This window comes from Neoroseomonas lacus (assembly GCF_014644535.1).
Lineage (GTDB): Bacteria > Pseudomonadota > Alphaproteobacteria > Acetobacterales > Acetobacteraceae > Neoroseomonas > Neoroseomonas lacus.
Map to the genome: position 1 here is coordinate 1 of NZ_BMKW01000029.1, position 22,780 is coordinate 22,780.

Below are 22,780 nucleotides of genomic sequence, written 5' to 3' on the forward strand. Positions count from 1 at the left end.
ACCACCGACTTCGCCGTCGCGCTGAACCTCGTCGCCTGCTTCACGCCCGTCCGCGGCCCCGAGAGCAACGGTGTCTGCGGGGCCTTCGTGAAGACCTTCAAGCGCGACTATGCCCGTGTGAACCCCAGGCCCGATGCCATCTCCGTCCTGCAGCGCCTGGCCGGCCGGTTCGAGGACTACAACACCATCCACCCTCACAGCGGCTTGCGCATGCGCTCGCCCCGTGAGTTCATCGCTGCGCAGTCAGTAACCCACGCCGCTTGTCCGGTTTGATGGGGGCAGCTCCACGGGCCAAGAAGCGTGGCGCCGATGATCAGCGTGCGGAGCGTGCGTTTCATTCTCCGATGTGCCTTTGCTGGTCATGCCGGCGCACCTCGCGTCGGCTGATCCCCAGAATGCGATCAACGATGAGCGAACGTCCGTTCAGCGTTCCTCGGATCTGCTGACGCTTGTGACGGATGCCCTCACGACCACACAGCGCGTGCTGCGTGCGCTCGTTGCATCCTTTGCCACCCAGGCAATGCCCGGCTGACATTGGCTGAGGAAACACGGCGACCCTGCGACGGGGGAGGCCCCGTTGCGAGGATCGGGTGAGCGCGCGTGGGCACCCGGCGCTTCGACCGAGGCCTTCGCCAGCGCCAATTGGACCTCGTTCAGCATGTAAGGTCAGGCTGCGGTTGGCATCGATCGTGTAGCTGACGGCAAACTCCGGACATCGTTGTTCTGGGCCCGGTAGAAGCGCGTCGAGCCGATCCGCGCCGCCTTCACGGTTCTTCACCCGAACTCGCGCTGCCTAACTCGCGAAGCGTCACCCACCCTCGCATGCTCCTCGGCAACAACAGGAGCCTAGACATGCCGAGCCAGCAGCAAGACTACGACGCCACCTTCGCCCGACGCGCGCTGCTTTTGGGCGGCGCCGCGATGCCGGTCGGCCTCGCCATGCCGTGCACTTCCACGCCCGCGACTGCCCAAGACAGCGGCGGTGCCACGACGCCACCCAACCCGAGGAGCATCACCATGAACAGCATCACCACGCGCGACGGCGTATCTCTCTACGTCAAGGATTGGGGGCCGCCCAGCGGCCAGCCCGTCGTGCTCAGCCACGGCTGGCCGTTGAACGCGGACAGCTGGGAGAGCCAGGCCCTCCACCTTGCGAGCAACGGCTACCGGGTCGTCGCGCATGATCGGCGTGGTCATGGCCGCTCCAGCCAGCCCTGGGACGGCAATGACATGGACCACTACGCCGATGACCTGGCCCAGGTGATCGAGGTGCTGGACCTGCGCAACATCGCTCTGTTCGGCTTTTCGACCGGCGGCGGCGAGGTCACCCGCTATGTCGGACGCCACGGCACCGGGCGCGTCGCGAAGATCTGCCTCATCTCGGCCGTGCCGCCGTTGATGCTGAAGACTGCGGCGAACCCAAGCGGGCAGCCAATCGAGGTGTTCGACGGCCTCCGTGCGGCGAGCCTTGTCGACCGCTCGAAGCTCTACCTCGACATCGCGAGCGGTCCGTTCTTCGGCTTCAACCGACCGGGCGCCGAGAAGTCGCAAGGCATGATCGACTCCTTCTGGCTGCAGGGCATGATGGCTGGCCACAAGAACACCTATGACTGCATCAGAGCCTTCTCGGAGACCGACTTCACGGAGGATCTCAAGCGCTTCGACCGGCCCACGCTGATCGTGCACGGCGCCGACGATCAGATCGTCCCTATCGAGGCGTCCGCTCACGCTGCGATGCGCCTGGTGCCGCATGCAACGCTGAGCGTCTATCCCGGTGCGCCGCACGGCCTGACAGACACCCACAAACAGCAGCTGAATGACGACCTGCTCGTCTTCCTGCGCCGTTGAACCCAGCATCGCGAGGGCCAACCATGTCCACCATCCTCAACATGCGGGCATCGATCGTGGACGCGCACGGCGCCGCGCCGCGCATCGCAAGCGTTCCGCGGCCGGTTGCCGCTTCGGGCCAGGTGCTTGTCCGCATCGCGGCCAGCGCGGTGAACCCGCTCGACGTTAAGATCCAGATGGGTGCCGCGCCACACGCACGGCATCCGTTGCCCGCAGTGCTCGGCATCGACCTCGCCGGCACCGTCGAGGCCATTGGCGAAGGCGTCGACGGCCTTCGGCCCGGCGACGAGGTGTACGGCATGGCCGGTGGCGTCGGCGGAAACCAGGGTTCGCTCGCCGAGTACGCGGCGGTCGATGCCGCGCTGCTTGCTCGAAAGCCCGCCAACCTCAGCATGCGCCAGGCCGCAGCGCTGCCGCTGATCTTCATCACCGCCTGGGAGGGCCTGGTCGACCGGGCTGGCGTTCGGTCGGGCCAACTGGTGCTGGTTCAGGGCGGTGCCGGCGGGGTCGGCCAGATGGTGATCCAACTCGCCTCGGCAGTGGGTGCCGAGGCGTTCGCGGTGAGTGGGCCGGAAGGCCGTGCCGCCATCGAACGCCTTGGCGCGACCTTCATCGACCGCTCCGATCCGGTGGACGACTATGTGGCGCGCCTCACCGATGGGCGAGGGTTCGACCTAGTCTACGACACCGCGGGCGGAGCCACACTCGACGGGTCCTTCCTGGCAGTGCGCCGATTCGGACATGTCGTGAGCTGCCTCGGCTGGGGAACGCACGCGCTGGCGCCGCTGTCCTTCCGGGCAGCAACCTATTCAGGCGTCTTCACCCTGCTGCCACTGCTGACCGGCGAAGGCCGCGAGCACCACGGCGAGATCCTGGCCGAGGCGACGCGGCTTGCCGAGGCTGGAAAGCTGGTGCCCCCGCTGGCTCCGCAGCGCTTTACGCTGGCGACCGTCGCCGAAGCCTATCGTGAGGTCGCGATGGGAACCGCGCGCGGCAAGCTCGTCGTGGACATCAGTGAGGCCACGCATGAACCCAATCCGGGAAGCGGCAATCCGTCCGCGGCGCCTCGATGACGCCGCCCGTCACGCCGCCGGCGCGCGGAGGCCCTCGCGCCCACAACGAAGGACAAGGACCAAGCCAATGAGCACCAACGCCCAACCGCGCCCTTCCGCGCGCACGCGCCGGGGGTTCTGCCTGTGCTGCCTCATGGCCGCGGGCTTCACCGCATCCGGTCGGTGGCTGACACCGCGCCAAGCCTATGCACAGGCGCAAGGCATCGTCGACGGCATTCGCGCCGCCGCGGTCGAGACGCCGATCACGCTGCACCGCCTCCGCGGCGGAATAGGCGTGCTGGAGGGGTCGGGTGGCAACATCGCGGTGCTCGGCGGTCGCGACGGCAAGCTGATGATCGACAGCGGCATCACCGCATCACGCCCACGGATCGAGGAAGCGCTCGGCAGCATCGGACGGGAGCCGATCAGGCACCTCGTGAATACCCACTGGCATTTTGACCACGCGGACGGAAACGCCTGGATGGCCGAGGCCGGCGCGACCATCACGGCACACCGGAACACCCGCAAGTACCTGGCGATGATGCAGCGGGTGGAGGACTGGGCTTTCGACTTCCCGCCGGCCCCCGTCACCGCCCTGCCGACACGGCTGGTCGACGGCGAAGAGGTGATGCGGCTGAACGGCGCGACGATGACATTGCGCGAATACAGCCCCGCACACACCGACAGCGACCTCTCGGTCTTCTTCGCCGAGGCCGACATCCTTCATACCGGCGACACCTTCTGGAACAACGCCTACCCCTTCATCGACTACTCCACCGGCGGCAGCATTGAGGGCACCATCCGGGCCACGGAGGCCAATCTGGCCGGAAGCGCGGAGAGCACGATCATCATTCCGGGCCACGGGCTTGTCGGCACGCGGCAGGACCTGCGTGATTGCCTCGCCATGCTCGTCGATGTCCACGGCAGGGTCGCGGAGCTAAAGCGGCAGGGACGGAGCCTGGAGGAGGTCATCGCGGCCCGGCCAACCGCGGTGCACGACGCGCGCTGGGGCGGCTTCGTCATCTCGCCACAGTTCTTCACCCGCCTTGTCTACATGGGCGTGTGATGCATGAAGGCGACGGTCACGGCTGCTGCGCCACTGCGTCAGCTGTGGCGCAGCAAATCGGACGACCAGGCGGGAGGCTGTCAGCCGTTCGTCGGAAGACAGCCGGGTGGGGAACAAGGCGGCCCGCAGCGACCGGGGCGGGCAAGGATCGAAGCGATCGTCCAACGACGCCGGCTTCGGCCTCGACGAAGATATCGCCGCGCGCACCGGAGCCCTTGGACGATCGGGCAACCACAAAGTCAGGGTTCCCGGCATCCTGACCCGGACACTGCATTCGTCGCGTGGCGGAGGCGGAGACATGATCTCAACGGTAACCGACAGCTGGCTGCCAGTCCTGCTCCGCGGCCGCTCCTGGCTCCAGCGGCCGTTGGGGGTCTTCGACGGCGACAGACCGAACGACCTGCTTGAGCCCGCGGTACTTTTACCTTCATGACAACTAAGGATGCCATCATGGACGCCATCGAAGTTACCACCTTCAAGCTCAATCGAGGACTCACCGTGGCGGACTTCATCGCCGCCAATGCCGACGTCGATGCCTGGCTGCTCAAACAGCCCGGCTTCCTCTCGAGGCGCATCGCCCAGCGCAGCGACGGCGTCGTCATCGACTTGCTGATCTGGGCAAGCGCCGGCGACGGCGAACGCGCGGCGGACCGGTTGATGCAGGAACCGGCCGACTCGCCCGTCCATGCCGCCATCGATCAGCGAACGGTCACCTGGACAGTGTCCCGTGTTCATCACCGGCTTCTGCCGTGCCCGCCGGCACGCGTCTGAGCTGTTCTGGGTCCATGGATGACTATGGCCAGCCGGCCCGGGGCAGCGACGTCACGCCGAACAGGCGTCGAGGCGCGCCAGCTCGCCGGCGGCCGCACGCAGGTCCGGCGTGTCGCGGCCTTCCACGAAGCGTGCCATCACTTCTCGCAGCAGCGTTGCGCCAGCCACGGCATCGCCGGACGTGGCGCGCAGGCGGGCCAAGCCGGTGGCGGCGCGCAGTTCCCAGCCGAGCGCGCCCTGAACCTTCGCCGTCTCGATCGCCGTCAGGAAGTCGGCCTCCGCCTCAGCTGCCTTGCCGAGCCCCGCGCAAAGATTGGCGCGAGTTCGATAGAGCTCCGGAAGGTCGAGGCTGCCACCGCGATCCAGCGTAGCATCGAGTACCGCTTCCAAGATCTCGATCGCCTCCTCGGCGCCCCCCAGAGCCGCCAGCCCTTCCGCCAGCGCGACGGTGAAGCCGGCGGTGTATAGTTCATAGTGATGGGTGTGCAGGACCTTCAGCGCGCTTCGCAGGAACTCCGTCCCCGCGCGCGTCTGGCCGGAGCGGATCAACGCCTCGCCCCGCATCCCGAGTGCGACCGCTTGGTATGGCCGCAGGGAATGCCGGCCGGCCAGGGTATCGAGCTGATCTGTCAGCTCCTGGAAGGTTGCCCAGTCGCCCGTCCATCGGAACACGTCTGCGCCCCAGATCAGCCCTATGCATCGCGTGACGATATCGGGTGATGCCGCCTCGGGCGCCAATGGGCGCGCGGCGGCGACTGCCCGTTCGGGAAGGCCCTGCAACCAGTAGGTGCGGGCCAGCGCGATGTACGGATTGCGGTGGAAGGCGAAATGGCCCGGCGAGACGTGCTCGAACGCAGCCATCTGCAAGGCTGTCTCCAAATGCAGGCGCGCGGCGGCCTGGTCACCGGCCAGGTGGAAGGAAACGCCCAGCACCGTGTGCGCCGCGGCGATGCCGACCGGATCGCCAATCGCTGTCCCGGTCTCCTGAATGCGGATTGCGATCGGCAGCAGTCGCGACACCTCGTTGGTGCGGCGATGGAACATATGCATGCGGCTCAGCAGTCGGAATTGCCCTTCCCGATCGTCGAGCCGTTCGGCGATCCTCAATGCCTGCTCGAGCGCGTGTCGCGCTGCGTCGCCATTGCCGTCGATGAATGTCATCGCGTGGCCGAGCGCGGCGTGCAGTTTCAAGGTTGTACGATCGTCAAGCTCACTCTCGTCGGCCAGGGCCAGAGCATCAGCTGCCCAGTGACGGCATTCGTGCAGCAGCGACAACCTAACGAACAGGTCGCAGGCCTCGGCAGCCAACGCGATGGCAAGGTTGCGGCTGGCGACATCGGTGAAACTCCAGCGCAGAGCAGCGTGCACGTCTCCGAGCAGTGCACGCTCACGCACCTGTCGCGTCGCGTGGTCAGTCAGTGGCAGAGCGACGGCGTTTGCCTTCAGCATGGCCAGCACGGCCTCCGCGTGGCGTCGTGTTGTCGTGGCGGCCTCCCCAGACGCATCGAGCTTCACGGCGGCGTAGGCGCGGGTCGTATCCAACAGGCGATAGCGTATCGTCTCCTGCCCGTGCCGAACAGAGACCAGGCTCTTGCGCAGCAGCCCGTCAAGCGCGACAGCGACCTCGCTCTCCTCCATGCCGGCACCGGCCACGGCGATTGCCGCAGTCAACGAGAAGGGGCCGACGAAAGCCGATAGCCGCCGCAGCGTCCTGCTTTCCTCCTCCGAGAGCAACTCGTGGCTCCAGTCGAGCGCCGCGGTTAGGGTCTGGTGCCGGGGCGGCGCCGTGCGGCGCCCGTGCCAGAGCAGCCGCAGGCGCGTATCGATCAGCGCCGTTGTCTCCTCCACGCCAAGCACCCCGACCCGGCTGGCGACGAGCTCGATCGCCAGCGCGATGCCGTCCAGCTTGCGGCACAGCATTGCGATCAGCCCCACCGTCCCGTCGGAGAGCGCCCCCCGGAAGCCCCCCGCCACGGCGCGGTCCAGGAACAGCGTCACGGCGGGATAGGCGAGCACCTCAGAGGCCGGGATGCGGCTGTCATCCGGCGGCACCTGCAGCGGGGGCAGTTCCACCACCAGCTCACCCAGAACTCGAAGCGGCTCCCGGCTGGTCGCGAGGATGCGCATGGAAGGTGCTTCGAGATGCAACCTCTCGGCGAGCGGTGCGACCGAAGCCAGCACATGTTCGCAATTGTCGAGGACGAGCAGCACCGATCGATCCGCGAGAAAGCCGAGGATTTCGTTGGTCGGATCCTCCGATCGCGCGGAGATGCCGACCGACGCCGCCACTGCGGCACCGACGAGCGCCGGGTCCCGCAGCGCGGCGAGGTCCGCGATGCGAACCTCCTGGCCGCGGCCCCGCTCCGCTGCGCCAACAGCCAAGGCAACGGTCGTCTTGCCGATGCCGGCCGGTCCCACCAGGGTAATGAGCCGGTCCTGGCCGAGCTGCTCCAGAAGGTCCGCGATCGCCTCCTCGCGACCCAGCGGCACGCCATGAGGACGCAGGGGCAGTTTGGGGTCCGGGCGGGCCGCGATGGACGGCTGGTCCGGCTCCGGCCCGAAAGCCGTCGCCGGGATGACCAGGCAATAGCCGCGTCCGGGGACATTGGCGATGTAGCGGGCGCCGTCCTTGCCTTCTTCGAGCGCCTTGCGCAGTGCCGAGATGTGGAAGCGAAGCCCACTCTCCTCGACCGTCATGCCGGGCCACGCACGCGTGAAAAGGTCCGCTTTGGAGACGACCTCGCCGGGCCGCTCGACCATGGCGGTCAGGAGGTCGAAGGCGCGGCTGCCGAGCGAAATGGGCTTGCCCTCGCGCTCCAGCAATCGCTCCGCCGGAAAGAGGCAGAACGGCCCGAACGCGAAGCCCTTTCGGTTGCCGTCCGTGCTCATCTCGCCATCGGTCTTACTGGAACCGCGGGGGGGCGTCGACGACGTGTGGGCTGCCGGCGTCCACGGGCGCGTGACCGGCGTGGCCGGCACGCTGGCAGCCCGGGTCAAAGACCGAGTTCCGTCAGGCCTGGATGGTCCGCGGGCCGCGTGCCCAGCGGCCAGCGGAACAAGCGCTCCGCCTCACTGATCGGCACGTCGTTGATGCTGGCGTGCCGCTCCGCCATCAGCCCGTCTGGGGCGAACAGCCAGTTCTCGTTGCCATGGCTGCGCCACCAGCGGCCGCCGGCGTCGCGGCTCTCATACACGAAGCGCACCGCGATAGCCGCGTCGGTAAAGGCCCAAAGGTCCTTGATGAGACGGTACTCGAATTCCTGCGCCCATTTGCGCGCGAGGAAGGCCTCAATGGCCGCCCGACCGGAAAGGAACTCAGATCGGTTCCGCCATCGGCTGTCCCCCGTGTAGGCCAGGACGACGCCGCCGGGGTTGCGCGTGTTCCAAGCGTTTTCTGCCGCGCGAACCTTGGCGATCGCACTCTCGCGCGTGAAGGGTGGCAGCGGCGGGCGTGAGGTCATTCGGGTCTCCTCGGCGATGCGTCGGACGTGACATGTCGATGATGCGCCATCGTTGCACCGGCCGGGCGTGAGGTCCTGTGAAATGCGGTGAGGCCCGGCCGCGTCGCGTCAGCCCGCGATCGTCGATGGCCGGCCGGGCGATCTCACGACGTCCAACCACGCCTCACTCGGCCTTGGGGCAGACCCGACGCACAATCATGCGCAACGCCGACCACCGAGAGCGAGGATCAGCGCATGACGGCAGGAGCTGCGACCGAGGAACAAGCCCGCACCAGCACTCGGCCGGACCGGATCACGCTCGACGCTGACGAGATTCGCACCTTCGACGCCAGCCGCTCCGCGCATCGATTCCCGCGCGACGGCATCTCCAAGTGGCCGCTGGAGTGCCGCGGGTCGCTCGGGAACCCCGTTTGACGTGGCTTGCCCACCGCCGGCTTGCTCCGCCCAGCCCCCTCCCCCCGGGGCGGAGCCGCGTCCCGGATCCAGCGCCCCCTCGCCAGGATCCGGGACGCCTTGTCGCTCCATGTCAGTCGGATGGTCTTGCACCGTATCGCCGCGCCGCCTCCGCGTAGAGCGCGCCCACGTGGCGCAAGTCGGCTTCAAAACGCGCCCGCGTGGATGGCCGTGGCACCAGCCCGATGGCCAAGAGCCTCTCGGTTACGGCCGGTTCCGCGATAATGTCGCGCATATACGCGGCAATCTCATCGCGCAGCACCATCGGCATGCCCTTCCAGCCGAAGAGGCCAGGAAAGCTCTCAAGTTCGAGTGTGGGAAATCCGAGTTCACGCGCCGTCGGTACATCCGGCATGGCGGCTGCCCGCTCGGCATTGCTCACCGCCAGCAACCGCAGCCGCCCGTCGCGCACCATGGAAAGGCTTGGTGCCAGCGGCAGGTAGGCCATGTCGAGACGCCCCATCGCGACATCGGGCAACATGGCTGTCAGAGCGCGGTAGCCGACATAGATGATGTCAATCCCGTTGGCGCGGAAGAAGGCATTGAGCATCAGGTAGGCACCGGGTGCCGTGGCCCAGGTGAACTGCCGCGGCATCGCCTTTGCGCGCGACAGGAAGTCGCCCAAGGAGGTCGCAGGCGTGTCCGATCGCACGAAGAAGCCCACGAAATCGGTGACCGGCGCCGCGATCGGGACAAGTTCCGTCGCGGTGTCATACGGCAATGGCGCGAACATCAGCGGCGCGGCCATGTAGATGCCCGCGGCCGAGAACAGCAACGTCGATCCCGGCCGGCTCAATACGAAGGCCTGCGCCGCGACGACGCCATCGGCACCGGGCCGGTTCTCCACGATCCAGTCCTGGCCGTAACGGCGGCACAGTCCGTTAGCGAGCAGACGCGCCACCAGGTCCACGCTGCCGCCGGGCGGTGAAGGTGTCAGGATCCTGACCGGCCCCTCCGGCCAGGATGACTGTTCGGACGCGACGGCGGGCGCCGCCACCGTCGCGAGAATCATGACCAGGTCGCGCTTCGTGGTCCGGTTCATCAACCATGCTCCCCGTCCGGGAATGCCATATGTGGGTACCGTCGTTGCGGCCGGGACGGGGAATGGTCCTTTGCCGCCTGGACACGCCTCCATCGTAGCGTCTCGGCAGCGCCGCCGCGACGGTGGCTGACGAGCCCATGGCGCTGGCCATGCATCCGGCACGAAGGCGTCTCACGGTGCCTGGCCGGTTCCCCACGGCGTGCACAGCCTGACCTGCGCTTCGCGTCATGTCACTGGCTTTCTCCGGCCGTGCCGGGCCGTTGCCGCCATCATCGGAGCCGCACAACGTCCGCGTAGGCCAAGCGACGGGTCGCCGGCGTCCGACGCCAGCGAGGCCAAGGCACGTCGGAGACGCGTGCCAAGGTCGTGGCGGACTATCGCGAATTGGACCGCTGGACGTCGCGTAGCGCGGTCGATGCCACGACTGTCGCCGCCCGTGCATGCCGAGCCATCGAATGCTCGGCGCAGGATGCGTTGTACGGCCAATTGTCGGCAACACGGCCATCGCCGGCGCAGAGCTCGGCTTGGTCGGCCTGTTCGGCCAGGATGTCTGCACCCGCGCGGGAAATTCCACCCAGCGCGAACAGCTGGCAGGTCAGCCTCCGCTGTGTTTCACCACGGCCTCGCTGCGCGCCCCGGGCCCTCTCGCTCCGGTACGATGCACGCCGCAGCAGCCTCGCAGATTCTCCCGGCGGCTCACGCTGCCTCACTCTCGCTCGCGTCGGTGCGGCTGCCATGGTGGGCCGTCTTCAAACACCGCAGAGGAGAACTGTCATGCCGTTCGTAAACGTCAAGCTCGTCGAAGGCGTCTTCAGCGAGGAGGAGAAGCACAAGCTGGCCAAGTCGCTGACAGACGTCATGGTGCAATTCGAAGGCTCGGAGGCCTTTCGCGAAGTCGTCTGGGTTCTGATCGAGGAACTCCATGCCGATGGCTGGCACATCGGTGGGAGGCCGTGGGAAGGGCCGCGCTCGCTGATGCCCTCGCTGCAGAAGTCGAAGGCGATCGTGGACATGGTCGACGGGTCGCCGAGCACCAGGGCGGAGTGGGCCGAAGCAGCGCCTGTCATGGATCAGCCGTAGGCGGCTGCCGCAGGTTGCTGTGCTCCCCCCAGCGACCGTGGCCTACGCTTCGAGGGTACCGTTCCTGCGCGAAATCGTGCGGGGACGCGTCCTGTTCGGACCGGAAGGTGGCGGCCGCGGATTCCGCCGTCGTGCAGACGCCTGCGCGCCGTGGATGGCAGCATCACCGCCGCCGAGGGTGCGTAGACCACTGGAGAGCACGCCGAATGGTTGTCGCCGCGATTGTCGCCGGCGAAGCGTCACGGACACGGGTGCCTGACCCCGCCCGGGATCCCGCGAGCGCCGCTTCCCATCCCTTCCAAACTCAAGAAGACACCACGATGACCCACGGCGCCAGAGAGACCCACCACCGCGCGCTCGTTCAAGCGAAATTCGACGCATGGAGGGCCGGTGAAGGCAGTCCGTTCGATCTGCTGACCGACGACGCGAGTTGGACCATCGTCGGCCTGTCCGATGTCTCGGGCACCTATCCGACTCGCCAGGCATTCCTGACAAAGGTCATCGGGCCCTTCAACGCCCGCATGCGCGAGGGCCTCCGCCCCCGCATCCGCAGCCTGCACGCCGATGGCGACACGGTGGTCATCTTCTTCGACGCTGCCGGCGTGGCCAAGGACGGCATGCCCTATGCGAATACGTACGCGTGGTTCTTCGAGTTGCGCGACGGGCAGGTTGTTCGGGCCTCGGCCTTCTTCGACAGCCTCGCCTTCAACGAGCTGTGGCGGCGAGTGCAGCCGTAATTGCCGTTCGTCGGGGGCGGGCCTCTCGGGGGCATTGGGGCGTCGAGCCCGCGGCACCTCGCGAAATCCGACTCCTTCTCACTGGCCGCACCGCGCCGCGGCTGAAAGCATCTGCTGGGCAGACCGTCCGTGCGGGTCGTGGAGGGCATCGCCGGAGGTCGTGGATCGGAGGGATCGAGGCATGCTGGAGACACATCGCAGTGGCGACACTTCCAGGCACTTGGAGAGGCCACCCCGGATGAACGATATCCGTGACAGAGTCCCGATCCTTCCCGCCTCGCTCTTCGGGATCGTGCTCGGGCTGATCGGGCTGGGCAACAGCTGGCGCACGGCACACGAGCTGTGGGGGCTGCCCGCTGCCATCGGAGAAAGCCTCATGCTCGTCGGCGGCGTGGTCTGGACCGTCCTCCTCCTGCTCTTTGTCACCAAGTGGCTCTTTGCAACGGAAGAGGCGTTGGCCGAGGCATGCCATCCTGTGCAGTGCTGCTTCATCAGTCTTGCGGGCGTTGCCACGATGCTCGTGGCGGTCGCTGCTCAGCCTCATGCCAGGCCCATAGCGGTGATCATCTTCGCTCTCGGATTCTCGTTCACTTGCGCTTTCGCTCTGTGGCGGACCGGGACCCTCTGGCAAGGGGGCCGTAGTGCTGAGTCAACGACGCCCATCCTCTACCTCCCGACCGTGGCCGGCTCCTACGTGACGGCTATCGCTTGTGTCGCGCTCGGCTTCGCCGAATGGGGCCGCCTCGCCTTCGGCACCGGCGTGATCTCCTGGCTCGCCATCGAGTCGATCATCATCCAGCGGCTCTTGACGTCCCCGGAGATGCCGTCAGCGCTCAGGCCCACGCTCGGCATCCAGCTCGCGCCGCCAACCGTCGGGGCGGTCGCATACCTCAGTGTGACCGCGGGGCCACCGGACTTCGTTGCCTACGCCCTTATCGGCTACGGCCTCTTCCAGTTCATCGTGCTGGCGCGACTCTCCCGCTGGATCTTTGCCGGAGGCGTAACCGCATCAGCGTGGAGCTTCACCTTCGGGCTGACGGCGCTGGCGACGGCGATGATGAAACTAGTGGGCCGTGGTGGCGTCGGCCCCTTCGCCGTCTTGGCGCCGGCCATCTTCCCACTTGTCTGCGCGATGCTCGGCGTTCTGACTCTTCACACGATCGGGCTGCTATTCTCCGGCCGTATGGTCTCGCAGTCGCCCGCGAAAGCACCTGTCACAGGCCCTAAGTGAACGCTTGGAATTGCGCACGAGATCGGCACCGACGAAGTTTGGACGAGTATCTCAGCTCTCGCATCGACAGCCTTTGCGACGCAATGGGTACACAGGCCAGCCGGGAGTCACGACACCCACCGCTTGTTCACCTGCACTGACAGCGTTACCGAGCCCAGGTCCAAGGTGGCCCGCGAGATGTTCCTGGCCATGACGCGCACGGTGTTGTTCGACCACTCGGCAACGTCGGACTCGACGAAGCGCGTCGACGGGGCGAGCGCCGCATGGGCGAGGTCGCGCTGTCGCGCGCCATTGACGGTGACGTCGAGCAGGCTGGTCGCACCAGGTGCGACGCTGCTGACCGAGACCTACACCCAAGCGGAGCGGGCGCGGGCGCAGACGGCCAATGACCTGACGATCGTTGCGGTGGGCCTGGCGTCGTCGCTGGCCGCGGGCTCGCTGCTGCAGGGGCTGGGCTGGCAGACGATGAACGTTGCGCTCCTGCCGTGGCTCGGACTCGCCGCCGCGGCGATTGCAGGGCTTGGCGTGCCACGCCGTCGCCAACGGGTTCGGGCAGCCACCTGAACGCGAGGCGATGGATGCGTTCGGCCGCTGATTCCGGAAGCCAATGTGGTGCAGCTCATGAATGGCGGACAATAGGGTGTCGCGGTTGTCCTTGACGCGATGGCGCGCCGCTGGTGCGCTTTCGGCGGGTGACGCTGAACGCCAGCAACACCGAGCGAACCCTCGCTCCGGTCAGATGATTTGTCGCTTCGTCACCTGCGCCGCCAGGGGCGCTTCGCGGCAGCATCACCGGGCCCGCCGCTTCGCCACCCCCGCCGACAGCGTCGCCGCCGCCAGGTCGAACGTCGCCGCGGAGAAATTCCGCGCCATCACCCGCACCGTGTTGTTCGACCATACCGCGGCATCGAGCTCGGTGAACCGCGTCGAAGATACCAGCGACGCTTCTGCCAGATCTCCCGCCCACGCCCCGCTCACCGTGATATCGATCAGCGACGTCGCGCTCGGCGCCAGGCTCGGCAGGTCCCAGGACACCTCCGCCGCGAATTCGCGCTGTGCCGAGCCGCTGCCATCGCGTCCAGCATGCGTCGACGTCGTCAGCTTTGCGGCTGCGCAAGGCGCGCCGGTCCTGGCCGCGCATAATGAATCACTTAAGGCGCGAGTTCCTAGAGCATCACGAACGGGGACGGACACGGTAGGGATTTTCGCCAACCGCCTATCCGCCTGGGAGGCTCTGAACGAGCGCGGCAGTGCAACCAGACGGCGGTCTCGCCGTTACGCTGGAGGGCTCCAGGTGACAAAGTTCATTCCTCCAGCATTCAGACGCGGCTCCCCGGCATCGCTCTGGGCAAGCCGTGCACCCGTGCGCGAAGAGCTCTTCAGCGTCGAGCGTCTCGAGGAGCACGCGCGCAGCTTGGCGGTCGCCCAGACGGTCTCAGCAAAGCCCGCCAAGGTATACCCTCTAGCACACCGGCTCACGGACAACCGCAGCGTCCTGCTCGACGCCTACCGCATAATAGCCCGGGCAGCGGAGGAAGGAGCCTCAATAACACCGGCGGCCGAATGGCTGATCGACAATTATCTCCTCGTCGAGAAACAGATCCACGAGATCCGCGGCGACCTTCCACCGCGGTACTATCGCCAGCTGCCGAAACTCGCCACCGGGCCGTTTACAGGGTATCCGCGGGTCTTTGGCCTGACCTGGGCCTTCGTTGCACACACGGACAGCCACTTCTCGCCCGAGACACTGTGCCGCTACGTCCGGGCCTACCAGGACGTCGAGGTGCTTACGATCGGGGAACTCTGGGCGATTGCCATCACGCTGCGGATCGTCCTGGTCGAGAATCTAAGGCGATTGGCGGCGCAGATCGTTGAAGACCGCGCATCCTGCCAGGTTGCCGACGAACTCGCAGATCGCCTGCTGGGTGCAGGCGGGCGCACCGCCGAACCGTTCGCGGTGGTGTTGGCGCATCCTGACGGGGCGCCACCGACGAATGCCTGCGCGGTCCAGCTTCTGCATCGGCTGCGTGACCAGGACCCCAGGATCATCTCTGCTCTGACCTGGCTCGATGAGTGCCTTGCGAAGCGGGGAACAACGGCTGAAGCGGTCGTGCGCGAGGAGCACCAGAGCCAGGCCGCGGCAAGCGTCTCCGTCCGCAATATCATCACCAGCCTGCGCCTGATCTCCGACGTCGACTGGACCGCGCTATTCGAACGCATGAGCCTCGTCGACGACGTGCTCGCCAAAGGTGACGGCTACCGGGACATGGATTTCCCGACCCGCAACCTCTACCGCAGCGCCATCGAGGAACTCTCGCGCGGCTCGGGCCGCAAGGAGATCGACATCGCCCGCAATGCGGTCCTCGCTGCAAGGCAGGCCGCGCATGAGGCACCGGACGCCGCGGACGGCCGCAGGCGGGATCCGGGCTATCACCTGCTCGCGGGTGGCCGGTTCGCCTTCGAGGCGGCCATCGGCTTTAGACCGTCGCTGCGCCGTCGGGCATGGCAGTTGAATCAGGCACTCGGCATCGGTGGCTATGTCAGCGCGATCACCATCGTCGCTGCCGTCCTGCTGCTGTTGCCGCTCATGCTTCTGCGCGCAGGCGGACTCGCCGGCGGCGTGCTGGCGCTGCTCGCCGCGCTCGGTGCCATCCCGGCCTTGGACGTCGCGGTCGCGTTGGTGAACCGCGGCACGGCATGGGGCTACGGCCCGAAACTCCTGCCTGCCCTGGCTCTGCGGGACGGCGTGCCGTCGCATCTGCGGACGCTGATCGCGGTTCCGATGCTGCTGACGTCGGCGGACGCGATCCAGGAGCAGATCGAACGATTGGAAGTCCACCACCTGGCGAGTTCGGATGGCGACCTCCATTTCGCCCTGCTCTCGGACTGGTGCGATGCTCCTAGTGAACGGATGGAGGGCGACGCGGCGCTGCTCACCGCCGCGGCAGATGGGATCGCCGAGTTGAACCGCCGCTACGGTCCGGCGTCCGGCGGCGATCGATTCCTATTGCTGCATCGCCGGCGCCAATGGAACGAGGGCGAAGGACGCTGGATCGGCTGGGAGCGCAAGCGCGGCAAGCTGCATGAGCTGAACCGGCTGCTGCGCGGCGCGACCGACACGAGCTTCATTCAGGCGGCCGAGCGGCCGCATGCTGTGCCGACGAATGTTCGCTACGTTATCACACTTGACGCTGATACGAGGCTGCCGCGCGACACCGTCCGGCGGCTCATTGGCAAGATGGCGCATCCTCTCAACCGGCCGCGGTTCGACCCGCGTGCCAGGCGGGTCGTCGAAGGTTACGCGGTGCTCCAGCCACGGGTCACGCCCTCCCTGCCGGTCGGTCGGGAAGGCTCGCTGTTCCAGCGGATCTACTCGAGCCACAGCGGAATCGACCCCTACGCTTCGGCGGTGTCCGACGTGTACCAGGATCTGTTCGGCGAAGGCTCCTACGCCGGCAAGGGCATCTATGACATCGATGCTTTCGAGGCCGCCCTTGCAGGCCGGGTTCCGGAGGCCGCGCTGCTCAGCCACGACCTGTTCGAGGGAATCTTCGCCCGTGCCGGCCTTGCCACCGATGTCGAGGTCGTCGAGGAATTCCCCACCCGCTACGACATTTCTGCGCTGCGCCAGCACCGCTGGGCGCGTGGCGATTGGCAATTGCTTCCGTGGATTCTGGGGCGCGTTCCAAGCCCCGAGGGTGGTCGCCAGGAGGCCCGCGCCGTCCCATCGATCGGGCGCTGGAAGATGCTCGACAACCTGCGCCGAACGCTGTCGGCGCCGGCTACCGTGCTGGCCTTCCTGACCGGATGGACGCTGCCCCTCCATGCTGCACTCGTTTGGACGGCATTCCTGCTCTCCACGATCGTTGTGCCGACGCTCATTCCCGTCATCAGCGCGATCCTGCCGCGCCGTCGTGGCCTGACTCCGCGCAGTCACCTGCGCGCGCTCGGCACTGATATAAGGCTTGCGCTCAGTCTCTCGCTTCTCGTCGTCACCTTCCTCGCGGACCAGGCGTGGCTGATGTCCGATGCGGTGGCGCGCACGCTTGCTCGCCTTTTCGTCACCCGGCGGCACCTGCTCGAATGGGTGACCGCGGCGCAGGCAACCATCGAATGCCGACCCGGCCTGCTCGACTTCCACCGTCGGATGGCGGGTGCGCCGGCGATCGGTGGATTGGCCATCCTCGTCGCAGCGCTGTCAGGTCAGGGGACGTGGCCACTCACGGCCCCCTTCGCCCTGCTCTGGATCGCCTCACCCGGCATTGCGTGGTGGGCCAGTCGTTCGCCGCCTGCTGCGGGCCGGCTGTTGGTGTCCGGCGCCGACGCACGCGGTCTGCGACTGATCGCGCGGCGGACGTGGCGCTTCTTCGAGACCTTCGTGACGGCCAGTGACAACATGCTGCCGCCTGACAACTTTCAGGAAGACCCAAAACCGGTCGTGGCGCGTCGCACGTCTCCGACCAATATCGGCCTCTATCTCCTGTCCGTCCTCAGCGCCCGCGACTTCGGGTGGATCGGTACTGCGGATGCTGTCGAGCGGCTCGAAGCGACGTTTGCGACGATGAGCCGTCTCCCGCGGCTTCATGGCCATTTCTACAACTGGTATGACACGCGGGACCTGCGGCCGCTCGATCCACGCTATGTCTCCACCGTCGACAGCGGCAATCTTGCGGGGCACCTCGTCGCCGTCGCGAACGCTTGCCGGGAATGGCGTGAGCTGCCGATGAGCCCGGATGCGCGCATCGCCGGCATCGGAGATGCGCTGGAGGTCGCTCGCGACGAGTGTATGCGCGTGCGCGAGGGGGCCCGGACCCGGACGGTGACCTGGCAGCCACTTGACGACGCGCTCGCCACATTCACGGCCGACATGCGCCGGCCTTCCCCGGATGGCGAGCCCATAGCGGACCGTCTCGCGCGATTTGCAGTCCAGGCCGAGGTCGTCGCCGACATCGCGGCGACGCTCGCTGCCGAGCGGGAGAATAACGCCGGAACGGACGTGCCGTCTTGGCTAGCAGCAGCGCAGCGATCGATCGAGAGTCATCTCCGAGACCTTGTGGCACCGGGCGCGCCGGACGCAGCCCTTGCGGCGCGTCTCTCGGCTCTGGAGGGGGCCGCGCGAACCATGGCGCTCGACATGGAGTTCGGCTTCCTGCTCGATCCCGACCGCAAACTTCTCTCCATTGGCTACCTGGTGCCCGAGGGCAGGCTCGACCCGAGCTGCTATGATCTGCTTGCCTCCGAGGCGCGGCTCGCCAGCTTCTTCGCGATCGCCAAGGGCGACATCCCGACGCGTCACTGGTTCCGTCTCGGCCGTGCAGTCACGCCGGTTGCCTCGGGCGCTGCGCTGATCTCGTGGTCTGGTTCGATGTTCGAATACCTGATGCCGTCGCTCGTCATGCGCGCGCCCGCCGGCAGCCTGATCGAGCAGACGAATCGCCTCATCGTGCGACGGCAGGTCGAGTATGGGGCGACACTCGGCATACCCTGGGGCGTCTCGGAATCGGCCTACAATGCCCGTGACCTTGAGTTCACCTACCAGTATTCAAGCTTCGGTGTCCCGAGCCTCGGCCTGAAGCGGGGCCTCGGCGAGAACACGGTCGTCGCGCCGTATGCGACGGGGCTTGCCACCATGATCGACCCAACGGCGGCGGCGCTGAACTTCCGACGCCTCGCCGAGGTGGGTGCGCTTGGCCGCCACGGGTTCCGGGAATCCCTCGATTACACGCCGATCCGGGTTCCGGAGGGTCAGGAGGTCGCGATCGTGCGCGCCTTCATGGCGCATCATCAGGGCATGACTATCGTTGCCATCGCGGATGCGCTGCTCGATGGGGTGATGCGGGCCCGGTTTCATGCGGAGCCCATCATCCAGGCGACCGAACTACTGCTGCACGAGCGCACGCCGCGCGATGTCACCGTCATGCCGTCATGGGTCGCCGATACACACTCGGCGGTCAGGCTTCAGGAGATCGAACCCCCCGGTGGCCGACGCTACACCTCCGCGCAAGATGCCGCGCCCGCCACGCACCTTCTCTCGAACGGACGCTACACGGTGATGCTCACCGCAGCCGGTTCGGGCCAAAGCCTCTGGCGAGGCCATGCCGTGACCCGGTGGCGCGAGGACGCCACCTGCGACGATCTGGGTTCCTACATTTTCCTGCGCGACACAACCAGCAACGAGACGTGGTCGGCGGGCTTCCAGCCATGCGGTGACGAACCCGATGACTACGAGGTCGTGTTCCAGGAGGACCGCGCCGAATTCACGCGACGTGATGCTGCGCTCACCACGACGCTGGAGGTGCTCGTCTCGGCCGAGGACGATGCCGAGGTCCGGCGCATCTCGATCACGAACGCCGGGGACCGAATGCGGGAGATCGACGTCACGTCCTATGCGGAGCTGGTGCTGGGCCCGCAGGCGGCGGACGTGTCGCATCCCGCGCTCTCGAAGCTGTTCGTCGAGACCGAGCACCTGGCCGACATCGGTGCGATCCTGGCAACGCGGAGGCGACGCTCACCGTCAGAGCCCGAGATCTGGGCCGCGCACCTCGCCATCGTCGATGGTGAGGCTGTGGGAAAGCCGGAGATGGAGACCGACAGGGCGCGATTCCTCGGCCGGGGCGGCAGTATCCGCAGGCCAGTCGCAATGTCGGATCGCCGATCGCTCTCCAACACGGTCGGCACGGTGCTGGACCCTGTCTTTGCGCTACGCAGGCGCGTGAGGGTCCCGCCGGGTGCGGTCACGCGCGTGACGTTCTGGACGATGGTCGCGGCCTCCCGCGACACCCTCCTCGAGATCGTGGACAAGCACCATGACACGACGGGTTTCGAGCGCGCAGCCACGCTGGCCTGGACGCAGGCACAGGTGCAGATGCATCATCTAGGCATCGATTCGGGTGACGCGGGTTTGTTCCAGCGCCTTGCGGGGCACCTGATCTATGCCACGCCGATGCTCCGCCCTCCGTCGGACATCATCAAGCGCGGCGGCGGCGGGCAGCCAGGGCTATGGCCCCTGGGAATTTCCGGGGACCTGCCCATCCTTCTGCTGCGAATCAGCGAGGTCGAGGAAATCGGGATCGCCCGCCAGCTGCTGCAGGCGCACGAGTATTGGCGGATGAAGCAGTTCGCGGTTGATTTCGTGATCCTGAACGATCGCGCTTCGTCCTACGTCCAGGATCTTCAGGTCGCACTCGAGACCCTGGTGCGAACGAGCGAGTCGCAGACACCGCCGCGAGACGCCGGCCAGCACGGACGGGTCTTCGTGGTCCGCGCGGATCTGATGTCGTCCGAGACAGCCGGTTTGCTCGCGGCAACAGCACGTGTGGTGCTCGTTGGCCGTCGTGGGCAACTTTCTGATCAGCTCAACCGTGCGCCACATCGCGGCGTTGCGGCCCCACCTCCTGCCAAACCGGTGGTCGCGGCTGTAATGCCCCTTGCTTCGCGACCCCTGCCAGAACTCGAGTTCTTCAACGGGCTCGGTGGCTTCGCGGAGGACGGACGAGAATACGTCACCATCCTGGGCTCCGGTCGATCGACACCCGCGCCGTGGATCAACGTTATCGCCAACCCCACCTTCGGCTTTCAGGTGGCGGCCGAGGGCGGCGGCTACACTTGGTCGGTCAACAGCCGAGAGAATCAGCTTACCCCCTGGTCGAACGACCCCGTGGCCAACCGGTCGGGTGAGGCATTCTATCTGCGGGACGAGGACACCGGCGCCTTGTGGAGCCCAACCGCCTCTCCCATTCGCAACGACGGTGAGACCTTCGTTGTCCGCCACGGTCGCGGTTACAGCAGGTTCGGTCACTCTGGGTACGGAATCGAGACTGATCTCCTACAGTACGTGCCGCTGGAGGACCCGATCAAGATTTCGCGCCTCGTTCTGCGGAACGGTTCGGACCGCGCGCGCCGAATTTCAGTGACAGCGTATACCGAATGGGTTCTTGGACCTTCGCGCTCGGCGACGCTTCCCTTCGTCACGACAGAGATCGACGGCGAGACCGGTGCGATGTTCGCGCGCAATCCCTGGAACCCGGCCTTCGCGTCGCGCGTGGCCTTTGCCGATCTTCGCGGCAGGCAGACGGACTGGACGGGAGATCGGCTTGAGTTCATCGGCCGCAACGGAACGCTGGCTCGCCCCGTCGCACTAGCGCGCGGGGAACCGCTGTCCGGGTCCACCGGGGGCGGGCTGGATCCCTGCGGTGCGCTGAAAACCACAGTCGAATTGCCGCCTGGCGGTGTCGTCGAGATCGCCTTCTTCCTTGGCGAAGCTGCCAGCACGGAAGACGCTCGCTGCTTGATCGCGCGGTACCGAGCCTGCGATCTAGATGCAGTGAAGGCGGAGGCGGATCGTTACTGGGACGATGTCCTCGGCGCGGTGCAGGTACGCACGCCGGACCGGGCCACGGACATCATGCTGAATGGCTGGCTGCTGTATCAGACCCTGGCCTGCAGGGTCTGGGCGCGCTCCGGTTTCTATCAGGCGAGTGGCGCCTACGGCTTCCGGGATCAGCTGCAGGACGGCATGGCGATTGCCGCGTCACGCCCGGCGCTTACGCGCGAGCACCTCCTGCGTGCCGCCGCGCGGCAGTTCCCCGAGGGCGATGTGCAGCATTGGTGGCTGCCGCATTCCGGCCAGGGCGTGCGCACGCGGATTTCAGACGATCGGGTGTGGCTCGCCTTCGCCGTCGCGCACTATCTCGAGGCCTCCGGTGACAGAGGCTTACTCGATGTCGTGGTCCCCTTCCTGGATGGCCAGAGGCTTACGGCGGGTGAACACGACAGCTTCTTCCAGCCTACGGTTGCCGACGACACAGCCACACTGTTCGAGCACTGTGCCCGCGCCCTCGACGCGAGCCTTGCGATCGGCGGCCACGGACTGCCACTGATTGGCACAGGCGACTGGAACGATGGAATGAACTGCGTCGGTGAAGGAGGGCGTGGCGAGAGCGTGTGGCTTGGCTGGCTTCTCGACGCCGCCCTCGCGGCATTCGCGCCCATCGCCGAGGCGCGCGGCGAGGCTGACCGTGCAGAACGTTGGCGTACGCATACCGTGTCCTTGCGGGCATCGATGGAACGCGAGGGATGGGATGGGGAGTGGTACCGGCGCGGCTATTTCGACGACGGATCTCCGCTGGGCTCGGCCGTCAGCGAGGAATGCCGGATCGACTCGATCGCGCAATCTTGGGCCGTCTTGTCAGGTGCGGCGGATGCGGCACGCGCGGCGCAGGCTATGGCGGCGGTCAGCCGCGAGCTGATCCGTCCGCAGGATGGCTTGGCGCTGCTGTTCACGCCGCCCTTCGACAAGACATCGCTCAATCCCGGCTACATCAAGGGATATCCGCCAGGAATCCGTGAAAATGGTGGCCAATACACGCACGCTGCCCTCTGGGCTGTCATGGCGTTCGCAGCACTTGGCGAGGGCGACAAGGCAGCCGAACTGTTCGCTTTGCTGAATCCGATCAACCACGCCCGAACCCGGGCTGGTGTCCATCGCTACAAGGTGGAACCGTACGTCATCGCCGCCGACGTCTACGCCGCGCCGGCCCATGTCGGACGGGGCGGCTGGACTTGGTACACCGGCTCCGCCGGATGGATGCAGCGCGCCGGCCTCGAGAGCATCCTTGGGCTGCACATACGGGGCGAGGCACTACTCCTGGAGCCTTGCATCCCTCGGGCGTGGCCGGGGTTCGAGCTGACCGTCGCGTGCGGCGCGGCGCGGTATACGATCCGGGTGGACAACCCCGAGGGCGTCAGTCGCGGCGTGGCCGTCGCCACAATGGATGGCGTGGCGATCAGGGAGCGTCCGCTGCGCCTGCCATTTGTTGACGACGGTGCGCGTCATCGGATTCATCTGACGCTTGGATGATTTTGGCTATATGTTCAGGTAGATTGTCATGAACGGCCCCCGGTTTGCTGGAGACTGATGGCCGGGCCGACGGTCGTCGCGAAGTTCTTCTGGGGGATGTCCGGCGTCAGCACCCTTGAGACAGAACGGCGGCGTTGAGGAACGGAGGATTTCTGGCTCATCGTAACCCCCAGGAGAGTG

General features: G+C 66.8%; 15 protein-coding genes. 11 read left to right on the top strand and 4 right to left on the bottom strand.

The window, feature by feature from the left end:
- From IEY36_RS29255 to IEY36_RS29275, 5 genes are all read left to right on the top strand, one after another.
- Positions 1-273: integrase core domain-containing protein (locus tag IEY36_RS29255; RefSeq protein WP_188973681.1), on the top strand; the 273-nt coding region annotated here is incomplete at its 5' end.
- A gap of 744 nt (positions 274-1,017) precedes the next feature.
- A complete protein-coding gene (locus IEY36_RS29260) occupies positions 1,018-1,848 on the top strand; it encodes an alpha/beta fold hydrolase (protein ID WP_188973701.1) in 831 nt (276 codons plus the stop codon).
- A gap of 23 nt (positions 1,849-1,871) precedes the next feature.
- Positions 1,872-2,921 (top strand): zinc-dependent alcohol dehydrogenase family protein, encoded by a 1,050-nt coding sequence (locus tag IEY36_RS29265; protein WP_229681688.1) that lies wholly within the window; start codon positions 1,872-1,874, stop codon positions 2,919-2,921.
- Positions 2,922-3,054: 133 nt separating this feature from the next.
- A complete protein-coding gene (locus IEY36_RS29270) occupies positions 3,055-3,966 on the top strand; it encodes an MBL fold metallo-hydrolase (RefSeq protein WP_229681689.1) in 912 nt (303 codons plus the stop codon).
- Between the two features lie 450 nt (positions 3,967-4,416).
- Positions 4,417-4,737, top strand: a complete 321-nt coding sequence (locus tag IEY36_RS29275) for a hypothetical protein (protein ID WP_229681690.1) — start codon at positions 4,417-4,419, stop codon at positions 4,735-4,737.
- A gap of 51 nt (positions 4,738-4,788) precedes the next feature.
- Here IEY36_RS29275 and IEY36_RS29280 read toward each other — a convergent pair whose 3' ends face one another.
- Positions 4,789-7,626 (bottom strand): ATP-binding protein, encoded by a 2,838-nt coding sequence (locus IEY36_RS29280; RefSeq protein ID WP_188973685.1) that lies wholly within the window; start codon positions 7,624-7,626, stop codon positions 4,789-4,791.
- A gap of 104 nt (positions 7,627-7,730) precedes the next feature.
- The gene (locus IEY36_RS29285; RefSeq protein ID WP_188973687.1) at positions 7,731-8,198 is read right to left on the bottom strand and encodes a nuclear transport factor 2 family protein; all 468 of its coding nucleotides are present in this window, start codon (positions 8,196-8,198) and stop codon (positions 7,731-7,733) included.
- A 234-nt stretch (positions 8,199-8,432) separates the two neighbouring features.
- Here IEY36_RS29285 and IEY36_RS29290 point away from each other — a divergent pair, with 234 nt between their 5' ends.
- On the top strand, positions 8,433-8,612 hold the full coding sequence (locus tag IEY36_RS29290) for a hypothetical protein (protein ID WP_188973689.1): 180 nt from the start codon (positions 8,433-8,435) through the stop codon (positions 8,610-8,612).
- Positions 8,613-8,724: 112 nt separating this feature from the next.
- Here the strand turns inward: IEY36_RS29290 and IEY36_RS29295 are convergent, their stop codons facing one another.
- Positions 8,725-9,693: a Bug family tripartite tricarboxylate transporter substrate binding protein gene (locus IEY36_RS29295; protein WP_188973691.1), complete on the bottom strand. Its 969-nt coding sequence runs from the start codon at positions 9,691-9,693 to the stop codon at positions 8,725-8,727.
- A 774-nt stretch (positions 9,694-10,467) separates the two neighbouring features.
- Here IEY36_RS29295 and IEY36_RS29300 point away from each other — a divergent pair.
- The 4 genes from IEY36_RS29300 (at position 10,468) to IEY36_RS29315 (ending at position 13,305) form a co-directional block, all read left to right on the top strand.
- Positions 10,468-10,773 carry a tautomerase family protein gene (locus tag IEY36_RS29300; RefSeq protein ID WP_188973693.1) on the top strand — a complete coding sequence of 102 codons (306 nt, stop codon included), beginning with the start codon at positions 10,468-10,470 and terminating at the stop codon, positions 10,771-10,773.
- Positions 10,774-10,979: 206 nt separating this feature from the next.
- Positions 10,980-11,510 (top strand): nuclear transport factor 2 family protein, encoded by a 531-nt coding sequence (locus IEY36_RS29305; RefSeq protein WP_188973695.1) that lies wholly within the window; start codon positions 10,980-10,982, stop codon positions 11,508-11,510.
- A 181-nt stretch (positions 11,511-11,691) separates the two neighbouring features.
- Entirely contained in the window at positions 11,692-12,741 is a 1,050-nt protein-coding gene (gene tehA / locus IEY36_RS29310; protein ID WP_229681691.1) for a dicarboxylate transporter/tellurite-resistance protein TehA, read from the top strand.
- A 177-nt stretch (positions 12,742-12,918) separates the two neighbouring features.
- On the top strand, positions 12,919-13,305 hold the full coding sequence (locus IEY36_RS29315) for a hypothetical protein (protein WP_188973697.1): 387 nt from the start codon (positions 12,919-12,921) through the stop codon (positions 13,303-13,305).
- 225 nt (positions 13,306-13,530) lie between these two features.
- Here IEY36_RS29315 and IEY36_RS29320 read toward each other — a convergent pair whose 3' ends face one another.
- Positions 13,531-13,776, bottom strand: coding sequence for a hypothetical protein (locus tag IEY36_RS29320; protein ID WP_188973699.1), 246 nt, complete (start codon positions 13,774-13,776; stop codon positions 13,531-13,533).
- Between the two features lie 328 nt (positions 13,777-14,104).
- On the opposite strand from IEY36_RS29320, the gene IEY36_RS29325 reads away from it, so the two are divergent.
- Positions 14,105-22,600 (top strand): GH36-type glycosyl hydrolase domain-containing protein, encoded by an 8,496-nt coding sequence (locus IEY36_RS29325; protein WP_229681692.1) that lies wholly within the window; start codon positions 14,105-14,107, stop codon positions 22,598-22,600.
- Positions 22,601-22,780: the final 180 nt, after the last annotated feature.

What these genes read in the sequence shown, in the direction of transcription:
- IEY36_RS29295 (WP_188973691.1), bottom strand. Translation starts at nt 9,693, where the DNA reads ATGAACCGGACCACGAAGCGCGACCTGGTCATGATTCTCGCGACGGTG.
- IEY36_RS29290 (WP_188973689.1), top strand. Translation starts at nt 8,433, where the DNA reads ATGACGGCAGGAGCTGCGACCGAGGAACAAGCCCGCACCAGCACTCGG.
- IEY36_RS29305 (WP_188973695.1), top strand. Translation starts at nt 10,980, where the DNA reads ATGGTTGTCGCCGCGATTGTCGCCGGCGAAGCGTCACGGACACGGGTG.
- IEY36_RS29265 (WP_229681688.1), top strand. Translation starts at nt 1,872, where the DNA reads ATGTCCACCATCCTCAACATGCGGGCATCGATCGTGGACGCGCACGGC.
- tehA (WP_229681691.1), top strand. Translation starts at nt 11,692, where the DNA reads ATGCTGGAGACACATCGCAGTGGCGACACTTCCAGGCACTTGGAGAGG.
- IEY36_RS29280 (WP_188973685.1), bottom strand. Translation starts at nt 7,626, where the DNA reads ATGAGCACGGACGGCAACCGAAAGGGCTTCGCGTTCGGGCCGTTCTGC.
- IEY36_RS29300 (WP_188973693.1), top strand. Translation starts at nt 10,468, where the DNA reads ATGCCGTTCGTAAACGTCAAGCTCGTCGAAGGCGTCTTCAGCGAGGAG.
- IEY36_RS29270 (WP_229681689.1), top strand. Translation starts at nt 3,055, where the DNA reads ATGGCCGCGGGCTTCACCGCATCCGGTCGGTGGCTGACACCGCGCCAA.
- IEY36_RS29285 (WP_188973687.1), bottom strand. Translation starts at nt 8,198, where the DNA reads ATGACCTCACGCCCGCCGCTGCCACCCTTCACGCGCGAGAGTGCGATC.
- IEY36_RS29315 (WP_188973697.1), top strand. Translation starts at nt 12,919, where the DNA reads ATGTTCCTGGCCATGACGCGCACGGTGTTGTTCGACCACTCGGCAACG.
- IEY36_RS29275 (WP_229681690.1), top strand. Translation starts at nt 4,417, where the DNA reads ATGGACGCCATCGAAGTTACCACCTTCAAGCTCAATCGAGGACTCACC.
- IEY36_RS29260 (WP_188973701.1), top strand. Translation starts at nt 1,018, where the DNA reads ATGAACAGCATCACCACGCGCGACGGCGTATCTCTCTACGTCAAGGAT.